The following is a 12,838-nucleotide window of genomic DNA, read 5'->3' as shown; positions in this document are numbered from 1 at the left end:
ATTTTGCCCCTAAGGTTTCAATTTTTATTTATATGAGAGTAGCTATTGTAGGCGCAAGTGGTGCTGTGGGACAAGAGTTCCTGCGCATCCTTGCAGAGAGAGATTTCCCCATTGATGACCTTTTGCTCTTCGGGTCGAAGCGCAGTGCAGGCAGACAGTATACCTTTCGTGGAAAGGCATACACTGTAAAGGAACTGCAGCATAACGATGATTTCCGCGGAGTGGATATTGCCTTTGTCTCTGCAGGCGGCGGCACATCGGCCGAGTTTGCTGAGACCATCACAAAGTATGATGCCGTGATGATCGACAACAGCTCACAGTGGCGTATGGATCCCGAGGTGCCTCTCGTGGTGCCGGAGATCAATCCCGAGGACGCCCTCGACCGGCCCAAAGGTATCATCGCCAACCCTAACTGTACCACCATCATGATGGTCGTCGTGCTCAATCCTATCGAGAAGCTGAGCCACATCCGCAAGATTCATATCGCCTCTTACCAGAGTGCGTCAGGTGCAGGCGCTGCAGCCATGAGAGAGCTGGAGCAGCAATACAAGGAAATGGTGGAGACGGGGCACGTCTCAACCATCGTGAAATTCCCGCATCAGCTCGCTTACAATGTCATTCCACAGATTGACAAGATGACCCCCAACGACTATACCAAAGAGGAGATGAAGATGTTCAACGAGACGCGGAAGATTATGCACTCCGACGTACGTACCTCGGCCACGTGTGTACGCGTCTCCTCCCTCCGTTCTCATTCCGAGAGTGTGTGGTTCGAGACGGAGCAGCCTTTGGAGGTGAGTGCCATCCAGGCTGCCTTGAGGAAGGCGCCGGGCGTGACCCTCGTACAGGATCCTAACGACCAGTATGTCTACCCTATGCCGCTCGAGAGCGCCGGGAAGGATGATGTCTATGTAGGCCGTGTCCGCAAGGATTTAGCCGACGACAACAGTTGCACGCTGTGGCTCACGGGCGACCAGATCCGCAAGGGTGCTGCCCTCAACGCCGTGCAGATTGCGGAATACCTCATCAAGGTGGGGAATGTGAAGTGACGACGATGTGACGTCTTTCTTCATAATGCTGCTAACGTTTGTGCCAGCTCATTGAGTTCAAGGCATTGGCTGCGTTTGATCGTCTGCCGTTCGTTATGATGCTCCCAAGGAGAAAGGATGAGAAGTCGGCCGGCCGCACATAGTTCAAAGCGTTTACCACCAGACTTGGCTAATTCAGTCAAGCCGTTTTCTTGAAGAAAAACTACAGGGAAGCCTCCATTGACCAAGGCTCGCATGATAGTTTTCTCGCCCGGAGAGATGGCAGGAGAAATGAAGACAGTTCCGCAAGCAGCATCTCTCAGGCACGCTTGTCTCAGGTTTTCAATGCCGCCTGGTGTCATGCTGCGTGAGCATTTCAGTGCCTTCTTGTCGGGATAGTTGATGAGGAAGCGGTTCCCGATAGCTGAGAAACTCGTGTTGCCATAGACCAGACTTCTCTGTACCTTAAACATTTCCGGATGTTCGCGCTTGATGAGAAGACGGTAAGGGTTGGTATGTAAATAGTTCTTCCAGCGGTTAAGCTGTCCTTGCTGGTAGAGAATGCGGTCGTTGTAGCCTTTGGACCAGAGAAGCTGGGAGCGGCCCTGGTTGTCGGGGTTAAGGTCTTTGTTGAAGGCAGGTCTGTCTTCATGGAGGATGATTTGCCGGAATGCTTTGTTGCATCCCGCCTTGAAGCTGTTAATGGCTCTCCCGAGATGGAGAGACATCTCTTCCGTAACGAAGAGAATGCCATGAAGGTGATCCGGCATCATCTGAAGCAGGATGACCTCAATCTGTGGATGAAAGGAATGGATGTCATACCAGCAATGGGCGACGGCATGGCCAAGAGGTGTCAGCTCGATATGCGGATAGTCTTTAGAGGCTGATGGCGCACTGGTAGAGCCGACAACACGTCCAAACCATGGTATCCTGTTGGCGGTGGTAATCGTGATCATGTACATGCGACGGGCATGGTAGTCATTTCCGGAGCTGCGTCTGAGCATGGATGGCTTCTTCTCGCCCGCGAAAGGATTGTGCTGTCGGTCTGTGTGGTCGGTCATAGGTAAAATGGCTTTTAGGGTTGATAGTCCTCTTTTTGCAGTTTCTGTGCAGTTTCTATGCAGTTTCTATGCAGTTTCTATGAAACTGCCTACACACCACGTGTGTCGCGTAAGCACTTACACAGTAAGTGCAGGCAGGCTGCAAATGGGTCCTATATGTCTTTCCAAGCGCAAATTTACAAATAATCCTTGGATATTTGCACCAGCGGGAAGAAAAAAAGCCCCTTGGCCTCAATGCTGCAATGAGTTGTGGTGGTCCGTCGTGATTTCACTTGAATCGCCTGGCGCTGCACCAAAACCATAAATCAGTCCGCAAACCGGAAAAGCTCTGAAGTGCTCTATTATAATAATGTATATGCTCCATATCCCATCTGTCTCCCGTTGTCTTCAAAGCCAAAAAACATTACTCTCCGTGAACAAACACATACCTGTTTTGCACTTTCGCAAAATATTTTTCAAAAAAATACTAAAAAGAATTGCTTATGTCTGAAAAAGCTACTAACTTTGCACACAGAAATCGCGGAGGCGAACGGTGGATATATAAAAGCTGTGGACAAAGTGCCATCTCTAATGTGAAAAGTGTACCTGAATGGTTAAATTTTAGGTTCCTCAAGCAAAAAAGATGGATATTGTTTGCGAGTTTTAATAATTATGTCTATATTTGCCACACGTTTGAGCATCTCCCTTGGGGGAGATAGTGAAGACTTGCCGGACTCTCTCAACCGGCATATGTGCTGACGAACCCCGCAGCGAGGCTATGCCTTATTTAAAATGAGGAACTATAAAGCTGAAAGCTGCAAGTAAACTTAAGAATTTATTTTTTTAAATGTTTAATTAATCTTTTAATCGTATGAACAAAAAGAAGGTTTTCAGTTATCTGTTCATCGGCCTGCTCGCTGTAGGCGCAACGGGTACAGTAACTTCCTGTAAGGACTACGATGATGACATCAACACCAACAAGACGGCTATTTCTGATCTTCAGAAGCAGCTGACTTCGTTGCAGAGCGCTTTGAATGCAGCTAAGGCAGATGCTACCGCTGCACATGCCAACTTTGCAACAAAGGGTGACATCAAGTCCTTGCAGACAGAAATGGCAAAACTTGCCACTGCTGACGCACTCCAAAAGGCAATTGACCAGCTGAAAGAGTTGATCAACGGTAAGGTTGATCAGGCTACTTATGATGCCAAGGTGAAGGAGCTCAAGACTGCCATCGACGGTATCGACAGCAAGCTCAACACCTTAGGTACAAGCCTCGATGATCTCAAGGACGCTCAGAAGGCTGCTGACGCTAACATCAAGTTGCAGCAAAAGGCTCTTGAGGATCTGAAGAAAGCTCTGACTGATGGTTTGGCTACAAAGGCTGATGCTTCTGAGGTTGAGAAACTGAAAGAACAGATCACACAGCTCCAGTCAGACATTAAGGCTCTCAGCGGTGAAAGCGGCACTCTTTCTGAACTGAAAGGAAACATGAAGAAACTGAGCGATAAGGTGGATGCATTCAGCACACAGATCAATGTGCTGACAGTCTTCCTGAAGCATTCACTCGCTTCACTGACCTTTATCCCTGACTATTTCACCGAAGGTATCGAGGCTGCTTTGGTTCCTGCTTATGAGGGTGCCTACAGTGAGACTTCCGACAATAAGGAGTTTACGGCTAAGGGTGCTGCAACCGATCTGCTTTCCGGTGACGGTGTAGCACGCTACAACGTGAGCCCGACAACCGTAGACCTGCTTGGCTCAAAGGTAGACTTCTACTCTTTGGCTTCGACTGTCCTGACACGCGCAGGTGAGAACTATGTCGCTCCTGTGAGCACACAGCTTACTGCCGAAGTGCTGAAAGAGAACTATAAGGATGGTGTGCTGACAGTGCCTTTCAAGGCTGACTGGGCCAAGATCAACAAGCTTCCGGCAGACAAGCTTCCTGTAGCAGCTCTTCAGGTTTCTCGTGGCGATACTACTATTACTTCTGACTACGCTACTGTTGTAGCTAAGAAGTTCAATGGTATGGTTGTTGCTGACAATGGCTCCGTTAATGCTGTCGTTGAGGGCGCAGCCTGCGCTGAGAATGTTGAAGGCCTGAAGCATCTCTACACCGTTTGGAATGAGATGACTCCTGCCAACAGGAAGATCACACACCATGTTGCTTACAACAGCCATCTGAACCTTGACTCTCTGACAGAGGTTCATGTGACAGACAATAATGCTGAGCGCACACTCTCTGCTGCTGAGCTGAAAGCTCTGGGCCTGAAGATTGTCTATGCTCCCGTTAACTACACACAGGGCAACAACAAGACAAGTGAGACTGCTCACATCCAGCTGACCGTGAACAAGGACGGACAGACTATCGCTTATCCGCGCAATGTCACCTCTGAGGGCAAGACCATTGAGAACACTGTTGCCAATAAGTCTTCTGTAGGCCGTGAGCCTATCGTGGCTGTCAAGGTTGTTGATGCGACAGGCAAGAAGGTTTATGCATGGGGCTACATCAAGATCAAGATCACGACTCCGAAGCAGGCTATCTCTCAGATCACAACTGATCCTATGACATTCACCGGTGATATCTATGATAACTGCAACGATGCTGAACTGAAAACAACATGGTCTCAGATCGAGGCTCTTGTTTATCAGAAGCTCGACATCTCTAAGGAGACCTTCGAGGCTACTTATGAGCTTGACGGTAACATTGCTGATGCTAAGCAGTTCGAGATCAAGAACGGCGCTTATACCGCACTTGCAACCAAGATTGGTACTGTGAGCGAGAAGAAAGATCCTAACGATCCTACCACCAACATCCTCAGCTGGAAGCTCACTGCTGAGCAGCTCCATGCTCTGAAGGATAAGGCTGCCACAGGTGTGACCATCTATGTACACTTCAAGCTGAAGGGCGCTCCTGATGAGAGTGAGGGCGTATATGTTCCTCTGACCATCAAGGCTAACCAGCTCCACTATGCTACTGCAAGCCTGGCTGGAAGCAAGGTGCTTGCTCAGTGGTATAACCTGAACAAGAAGGACAATGCAAAGGCTGACGGCGATGCTGACGAGGTTCGTATCAACGTGCCTGTTCCCACAAGGGCTGACAACGAGCTGACTACTACAGAGTTTACTCGTGATCTCCACAACTACTTCTTGGACAACACGCTGAGCTACAAGCTTAACGATGAGGAACACTTCTCTGCCCTTAAGGCTTCTGCTACCAACAAGCTCGTGTTCAAGTTCATCACTCCTTCTACAACAACAGGCAACGCTACATTCAATGCAGCTGAGGACGGAACGTGGACGGTGCAGGGTTACACTGGCACAACTTACACACTGAAGGTTGCTGCAAATGGCAATAGCATCCAGATCGTGAAGAAGGGTAACGATGCCGTAAATAATAAAGATATCGTTACACTTGATCAGGCCGGCAACATCAAGTTTGTTGAGAGCGCTGACGCTGATGACATCTTGAACTACAGGGGCCACAAAGAGCTTGGTGAGCGTGAGACCTTCACAGCTTATGTCGGTCTGGCTATCGACGGAACTTGCTATACCGTTCCTCTGAACGGCAAGACATGGTTCAATGTTCGCTTTGTACGCCCACTTGACTTGACACAGCCGAAGCCCGCTGAGGTTAAGGATGCTCCTAACGAGTGGCAGAATATCGATGTTGCAAGTCTTGTAACAGTGAATGACTGGCGTGACTACGTAGGTGATCCTAAGAATGGTAACAAGGGTGCTAATGAGGGCAAGAAGTTCGACTTTGCTTACTATGGCATCCAGCTTGCTACAGACGCAACAGCCATCTACACTGATGCTGCCAATGGTGTGAACAACCGTAATGTCCTTACAAGTGCAGCTGATATTGAGAAGCTGTATAAGACAAGCCAAATTCCTGGCTTGCTCATCGAGAAGGGTGCTTCTGATACAGAGCTGAAGTACAAGAACAGCAGTGCTGTTACAGGCACCTTCCACTTGTATGTTCCTGTAAAGATGACTTATGTCTTCGGTAAGACTCCGCAGATGCTCTACAGCGTTGTGACTGTCACCAAGACCGAGGGTCAGGGCACAGCAAAGAGGCGCTAAGTAAAGAGGGAACCCAATTCCCTTACTTGAACTGATTATATTTAAGAGGGGTGTCAACATGTTGGCACCCCTCTTTTCACTTAAAGGATAATAGAAATGAACTCTCGAAATTTATTTTTTCTGCTTCTTGTGTGTGTGTTTACACTTACTTCCTGTAAAAAGGACAAGAAAGACGTTAAAGGACTTGAGAATAATTATATCCAGCAGCCACAGATGATCCTTGCTAATAAGGATAGTGATGAGGTGCGTCAGCAAGTGGACTATTACCTCAATGCACTGAATCATAAAGAGGTTGACAAGGCTCTGTCTATGCTTTATGCTTATGACCTTAAGAGCAATAAGGTACGCCGGCTTACTTCGGAGGAAGAGAAGACACAGCGTGCGGTTCTTTCTCGTTTTGCCGGATTTCACACAGAGATTGAGTCAATTAGATTTTTCCGTGAAAACGATTCGGAAGTGAAATACAATGTTTATTTCTCCAACAAGCCGTCTACTCCAAGTAACCCGAATTGCATGGGATTTATGATTCGTCCTGTACGCATTGAAGGCAAATGGTATCTGACACTTGCGGGAGAGGACCAGGCGACATTCAGCTCGCAGATAGACAAGAAATAAGAGACAGTCCGTCGTTCAACTGCGGATCCGCTAATGGTTGGCTTTGGTAGATCAGTTTGTTGACTGCGGACTGTTCTATAAGAATTACATCCAAACGAAATGGAACGAGTCTTCTTTGTGCTTCTCTCGCTCATGTTACTGACAGGTTGCAGGAAAGAGAATAAGATGGCAGTGACAGCTTCCAAGGCTAAGATAGACTTTGAGACGGTTGAATACAATTTCAACAATGTGGGACAAGGACATCCACAGGAATATGACTTTGTATTTCATAATGTCGGAGCAACACCCCTCGTGATTCAAAAAACGGAGACAGGATGTTCCTGCACCCAAGTTGACTATGATAAAGAACCGGTTGACGCAGGTGAAGGGGGAATAATTCGTGTCACTTATCTTGCTAATAACGGCACTGGTCGTTTCTCTCATTTTATAGCTGTGTACAGCAATGGAGCAGACAGTACCGGTTACACCACACTTCATATTGAGGGAGAGGTGTCTGCCAGGCATTAACTATGGGCGACGAGGAAGATTGTGTCAGTACTGTTCCAGAATATTCTCACAAAGGTATTCGTCAGTGTCAGGATCGTGGGTGCCGGCACTCTGACTTATACGAGTCACAATCAAACGGCCGCTGACTTTATGGTACAGATCCTTATCGTTGCAACATACGGCTTGGTTGAGGTCCCTTAAAGCCATAGGGTTACTTCCCGAAGAGATGGCCGGGGCAATGGGGGTTAAACCTTGAGGAGTATGTTGATGCACCCTCATTTACATTGGATTCCAAATAAAATGATTGCAATCATTTGCACATAACGAAAAAACTATTAACTTTGCAAAAAAGCTACGACTATGGGAAAATGGCTCGATCCACGAGCAGATATGACTTTCTGGAAGGTATTTGTCGAAAATAAGAACTTGATGATTAGAAAAGTGTTTGTTGGATGAAAAATAATGCTTTAATCCTTTGCAGTATCCGATATTCTTCTACAACTACCTTGTTTCCAAAAAGAGGCAGAGGAATGTGTCAATGATTTTGAACGTTGGATTTATGTATTAAAGAATATGGAGACATTAGATAGAATGCCATGGGCAGCAAAGAATTCCGTTTTTCGCCGGTTGGCTGAGATAGGCGAGGTGAGCAATATGACGAAAGATGAGCGCGAGAAATACGACTCTGCCCTCCGACATTATCGCGACACCCTCGTCGTCATGCAAGGAGCTGTAGATAAAGGAAAAGCAGAAGGTGCTCTAGAGAATGCCATTGCCTCAGCTAAAACTATGAAGGCCGATGGCATGCCCACTGCCTTAATCGCTAAATATACAGGCCTTAGCGAGGAGCAGATATCCAATCTTTAAACAGGAAGTACGGTCAAAACGGAAAGCACGGTCAATGCATGATTTGATGGGCTTTTCTCGTGACCAATGATACCGCCAATGGCTGCATCGTCGGCTGCCGAGTCAAAAGAATGGTAGCTGAAGGATGACGGCCGGGAAGCAGATCTCGTTCGTTGTAGGATTATAATAAGCATTGATGGTCTGCTGGGAAATACTTGTCCACATAGAGCTTGCCGATAGCCCCGACAGTGTAAAGGCATTGCGATTACAGTGTAAAGGCACTACGATTACAGTGTAAAGGCACTACGATTACGGCGCAAAGGCATTGCGCTATCATTTCCTCCTTTCTATAAATAGAGACCCCTCGGCTTGCAGAAACAAACCGAGGGGATCTTCATACAATTCCTATCAAGTAGGAAGAAGCTTCTTTACGGCTCAGCGATTATAATGGTGACACGGTTCTTGTCGTTCTCAGAGAACGGCTGTACACGTGCGCCCTTGCTGTCACTTGTGATGCGGCTCGCGTTGATACCCTTATCCTTGAGGGCCTTGACAACTGAAGCGGCACGCCGTGCAGCGATACGGTCGTTGATGGTGTTGTTACCTGTGCCGGCGTCTGCGTAACCTGTCACAGTCACCTTAGCATCGGGATGCTCGTTCATGTAAGCTACAATCTCATTCACCTTAGGCTGCTCGGTAGCAGTGATAACACTCTTATTGATGGTGAAGAACACGTCACGGCGGAGAGGCTCAACCTTTACAGGAGCGGGTGCCGGTGCGGGTGCCGGTGTAGGCTCTACATACTCTTCTTTCTGTGGCTCCGGAGCGGGTGCCGGTTCCGGTTCCGGAGTTCTCTTTGTATAGGTCTTGCCAAGGTTGATGCGTAGACCTGCGAGAGCATTGAAATACCAGTCGGGATTGCCGGCCTTCTTAGAGTTGTACTTGTCCGAGAGGATGTTGGCATTGCCCTCAACCATGATGCTGACAGCATCGCTGACACGGAAGTTCAGTTCAACGCCACCGCGTCCTACAGGACGCACCTTTGTGCCATCCCAGTTGTAACGCATCTCATAAGCCTTAGCAAGCTCGTTGGCGCGGCCGTTGTCCCAGGCGATATTAGCGCCGCCACCGAGGAATGCGCTCAAATTGAACACACGGTTAGGATTCCAGCCACAGAAAGCGTTGCTGAGGTTGAAAATGAAATCAACACCCGGAGCCACATACTTCCACTTATAGGTGACATTGCCGGGAGCTTTATGGCCAAGCTCCGTAACACCGTTGTAGCCACCTTTACTCTGCCAGGCGTTGGCAGCAATACGGGCAGCAAACCAGGGATTGAACTGGTAGCCGATGCCAAGCTGCACGTTAGGAGAGATGAGATCCTTAAACTTAGCCTCACCAAGTGTGTACTGAGCACCCCCCTGCAGATCCAGGAATGCGTGTTTCTTAAATGTGTACTCATTGCCAGCCTTATCTGTATAAGTGGCTTGAGCCATCGCGGCTGAAGATCCGCCAAGGACCAGCGCTGCAACCAATAAAGTTTTAATGCACTTCATAAAGCGATTAAATTAGTTAATATTAACTTGTTATTATTCTCTTAGAAGAAGTTTAACCTATACCTATAATGTTTTGCAAAGGTAGCAAATAATCTAATAGGTTTGCGGTTTTTTATCCTTATTTTTTCTAAAAAATTAAAATTCAGCATTTTTTGGTGTACGTGGAAAGGGTATGACATCCCTGATATTCTGCATTCCGGTGACAAAAAGAATGAGCCGCTCAAAGCCGAGACCAAATCCTGCATGGGGGCAAGAACCATATTTGCGCGTGTCAAGATACCAGCTGTAAGTTGATTCCTTCATGTCACGGCGGTCGATCTCGTCAAGGAGTTTCTGATAGTTCTCTTCGCGCACAGAGCCACCGATGATCTCGCCGATACGTGGGAAGAGCACGTCGGTGCCCTGCATGGTCTTGCCGTCAGGGTTCTTCTTCATATAGAAAGCCTTAATCCCAGTAGGATAATCAGTCATGATGACGGGACGCTTGAAATGCTCCTCCACGAGGAAGCGTTCATGCTCTGAAGCCAAATCCATGCCCCACCCCGTGACGGGGAACTCAAACTGGTGACCGTCTTTCACTGCTTGCTGAAGGACATTGATACCCTCCGTGTAAGGCAGACGCACGAAGTCCTCGTTGATCACGCTCTCCAAAGTCTGAATCAGTGTCTTGTCAATCATCTTGTTGAGGAACTCCAAATCGTCACGACAGTTGTCGAGTGCCCAACGTACGCAGTACTTGATGAAGTCTTCCTCCAAGTCCATCAGCTCGTCCTTGTCCATGAACGCCACCTCAGGCTCTATCATCCAAAACTCAGCGAGGTGTCGCGGAGTGTTGCTGTTCTCAGCACGGAAAGTCGGACCAAACGTATAAATGGCACCGAGTGCCGTTGCACCAAGCTCACCCTCGAGCTGTCCTGAGACCGTGAGATTGGTTTTCTTTCCGAAGAAGTCCTTGTCATACTCCACTTTCCCGCTCTTGGCCACACGATCGAGATCAAGCGTGGTGACCTGGAACATCTCTCCTGCGCCCTCGGCATCACTGGCCGTGATCAGCGGGGTGTTGAAATAATAGAATCCATGCTCATGGAAATACTTATGAATGGCGATGGCCATGTTGTGACGGATACGAAAAACGGCTCCGAAGGTATTGGTGCGCAGACGCATGTGCGCATACTGACGCATATACTCAAACGACTGTCCCTTCTTCTGCATGGGGTAGTCGGCAGGGCAGAGACCATAAACCTCAATCTCTGTGGCCTGCACCTCCACGGTCTGCCCTTTTCCCTGGCTCTCTACAAGAAGGCCGGTGGCGCGAATGCAGGCACCTGTAGTGATACTTCTCAACATCTTAGCATCAAACTTCTCCGGCGCCGCGACAATCTGGATATTCTTGATAGTGGATCCGTCATTCAGGGCAATGAAGTCTACAGCCTTGCTGCTGCGGTGCGAGCGCACCCAACCCTTAACGGTAATCTCTTTATTAAAGTCGGTGCAACGAAGAGCATCGATAACTTTTGTTCTGCTCATTATAATATTTAAAGATTGAAAAATGAAAGAATGAAAAAAGCTACTTACTCGCTCTGCCCATCTTTCATCTTTTCATGATTCCAATAATTTGATGTTATTCAAACATTCCGCTGCGCAGCGTGTCCACCTCTTTCTCCGTAAGGAATCGCCAATCACCGCGACGGAGATTCTTCTTCGTAAGGCCTGCGAACTGCACGCGGTCAAGTTTCACGACACGATAGCCGAGGTACTCAAAGATACGGCGGACAATGCGGTTGCGGCCGCTGTGGATCTCAATTCCCACCTGTGAGTGGTCGCGCTCATCGGCATACTCGATGGCATCAGCATGCACTTCGCCATCCTCCAACTCAATGCCATCGGCAATCTTCTGCAAGTCTTCAGTGGTGACATTCTTGTCAAGGAAGACATGATAAACCTTTTTCTTGAGGAACTTGGGGTGCGTAAGCTTTGAAGCCAGCTCGCCGTCATTGGTAAGCAAAAGCACGCCTGTGGTGTTACGGTCAAGACGGCCTACGGGATAGATGCGCTCAGGGCAGGCATCCTTGACAAGATCCATTACGGTCTTACGCTGTTGCGGATCATCAGACGTGGTGACGTAATCCTTGGGCTTGTTGAGAAGGATATACACCTTCTTCTCTATCGTGACAGGCTGGTCGCGGAAATGCACCTCATCAGAACGCTTCACCTTTGTGCCAAGCTCCGTAACCACTGTGCCATTGACCGTTACGACACCCGACGTGATAAACTCGTCAGCCTCGCGGCGTGAGCACACACCTGCATTGGCAAGATATTTATTCAAGCGGATAGGCTCCTCAGGATCCACATGCTCTTCCTTATATTCAATACGCTTCTTCAAGCTGTACTTGGCATTGGGGTCATAGCCTGGACGCGGCGCATTGTTGTAGCTTCTATAACCATTATTATATCCGCCACGGAATCCGTTCCCCTGCTGGCGGGGCTGATAACCACTCTGCTGACGAGGCTGATAACCACTCTGCTGACGAGGCTGATAACCACCCTGCTGACGAGGCTGATAACCACCCTGACGGCGAGGCTGATAACCGCCTTGCTGACGGGACTGATAGTCGCCCTCACCATTATTAAATCGTGGACGGGGCTGGTAACCGCCCTGTTGATGGGACTGGTAGCCGCCCTCACCATTATTAAAGCGTGGACGGGGCTGGTAACCGCCCTGTTGGCGAGGCTGATAGCCACCTTCACCATTGTTAAAGCGTGGACGGGGCTGGTAACCACCCTGTTGGCGAGGCTGGTAGCCACCCTGCTGACGAGGTTGGTAACCACCCTGGCGAGGCTGGTAACCTTGCTGACGGGGCTGGTCACTGCCGGTACCAAGTGCCGCACCAAAGCCTTCCGGACGGAAGCCGCTATCGGCAGGCTGAGCGTCTGAAGTATGGTTGCCATACTGTGAGCGTGTAAATGTAGTGTGAATACGCGGGCGCTGGGTACGGCCAGTGCCCGGGTTATAGTCCCTCTGATTCTGATGTCCGCCGTTGCGTGCAAAACCCTCACGGGCATCTTTCTGCGGCTCTTGAGCCGTCTCCATCTTTTCCTGTTCTTCTGACATAGTAGTAGCTGCTTGATCCATGGAAGTCTATCATCACAACAAACTTCCATAGGGATTTGTAAAAATAAAAC

At 48.7% G+C, this 12,838-nt stretch carries 10 protein-coding genes and 1 pseudogene; 5 read left to right on the top strand and 6 right to left on the bottom strand.

The window, feature by feature from the left end; translation table 11 throughout:
* Positions 1-32: 32 nt before the first annotated feature.
* The gene (locus PREMU_RS04740; protein WP_007573530.1) at positions 33-1,049 is read left to right on the top strand and encodes an aspartate-semialdehyde dehydrogenase; all 1,017 of its coding nucleotides are present in this window, start codon (positions 33-35) and stop codon (positions 1,047-1,049) included.
* Positions 1,050-1,069: 20 nt separating this feature from the next.
* Here the strand turns inward: PREMU_RS04740 and PREMU_RS04735 are convergent, their stop codons facing one another.
* The gene (locus tag PREMU_RS04735) at positions 1,070-2,089 is read right to left on the bottom strand and encodes a hypothetical protein (protein ID WP_007573529.1); all 1,020 of its coding nucleotides are present in this window, start codon (positions 2,087-2,089) and stop codon (positions 1,070-1,072) included.
* An 850-nt stretch (positions 2,090-2,939) separates the two neighbouring features.
* On the opposite strand from PREMU_RS04735, the gene PREMU_RS04730 reads away from it, so the two are divergent.
* The 3 genes from PREMU_RS04730 (at position 2,940) to PREMU_RS04720 (ending at position 7,274) form a co-directional block, all read left to right on the top strand.
* Positions 2,940-6,152, top strand: coding sequence for a coiled-coil domain-containing protein (locus PREMU_RS04730; RefSeq protein WP_007573527.1), 3,213 nt, complete (start codon positions 2,940-2,942; stop codon positions 6,150-6,152).
* Between the two features lie 96 nt (positions 6,153-6,248).
* Complete coding sequence (locus PREMU_RS04725; RefSeq protein ID WP_007573525.1) at positions 6,249-6,767, top strand: hypothetical protein; 519 nt, start codon at positions 6,249-6,251, stop codon at positions 6,765-6,767.
* A 99-nt stretch (positions 6,768-6,866) separates the two neighbouring features.
* Complete coding sequence (locus PREMU_RS04720; protein WP_007573524.1) at positions 6,867-7,274, top strand: DUF1573 domain-containing protein; 408 nt, start codon at positions 6,867-6,869, stop codon at positions 7,272-7,274.
* Between the two features lie 24 nt (positions 7,275-7,298).
* Here the strand turns inward: PREMU_RS04720 and PREMU_RS14915 are convergent, their stop codons facing one another.
* A complete protein-coding gene (locus tag PREMU_RS14915; protein ID WP_007573522.1) occupies positions 7,299-7,460 on the bottom strand; it encodes a hypothetical protein in 162 nt (53 codons plus the stop codon).
* A 282-nt stretch (positions 7,461-7,742) separates the two neighbouring features.
* Here PREMU_RS14915 and PREMU_RS04715 point away from each other — a divergent pair, with 282 nt between their 5' ends.
* Complete coding sequence (locus PREMU_RS04715) at positions 7,743-8,120, top strand: PD-(D/E)XK nuclease family transposase (RefSeq protein WP_083819215.1); 378 nt, start codon at positions 7,743-7,745, stop codon at positions 8,118-8,120.
* Between the two features lie 56 nt (positions 8,121-8,176).
* Here the strand turns inward: PREMU_RS04715 and PREMU_RS14910 are convergent.
* The 4 genes and pseudogenes from PREMU_RS14910 to PREMU_RS04700 form a co-directional block, all read right to left on the bottom strand.
* Positions 8,177-8,312: pseudogene (locus PREMU_RS14910) on the bottom strand (M13-type metalloendopeptidase); the annotation flags it as partial.
* A 215-nt stretch (positions 8,313-8,527) separates the two neighbouring features.
* Positions 8,528-9,655, bottom strand: a complete 1,128-nt coding sequence (locus tag PREMU_RS04710; protein ID WP_007573520.1) for an OmpA family protein — start codon at positions 9,653-9,655, stop codon at positions 8,528-8,530.
* Positions 9,656-9,790: 135 nt separating this feature from the next.
* Positions 9,791-11,182, bottom strand: a complete 1,392-nt coding sequence (gene asnS, locus PREMU_RS04705) for an asparagine--tRNA ligase (protein ID WP_007573519.1) — start codon at positions 11,180-11,182, stop codon at positions 9,791-9,793.
* Positions 11,183-11,276: 94 nt separating this feature from the next.
* The gene (locus PREMU_RS04700; RefSeq protein WP_040558617.1) at positions 11,277-12,767 is read right to left on the bottom strand and encodes a pseudouridine synthase; all 1,491 of its coding nucleotides are present in this window, start codon (positions 12,765-12,767) and stop codon (positions 11,277-11,279) included.
* Positions 12,768-12,838: the final 71 nt, after the last annotated feature.

Origin of the sequence: Hallella multisaccharivorax DSM 17128, assembly GCF_000218235.1 — a bacterium.
Lineage (GTDB): Bacteria > Bacteroidota > Bacteroidia > Bacteroidales > Bacteroidaceae > Prevotella > Prevotella multisaccharivorax.
The sequence above is the reverse complement of the archived record's forward strand: the minus strand, read 5'-3'. Positions and strand labels throughout refer to the sequence as shown.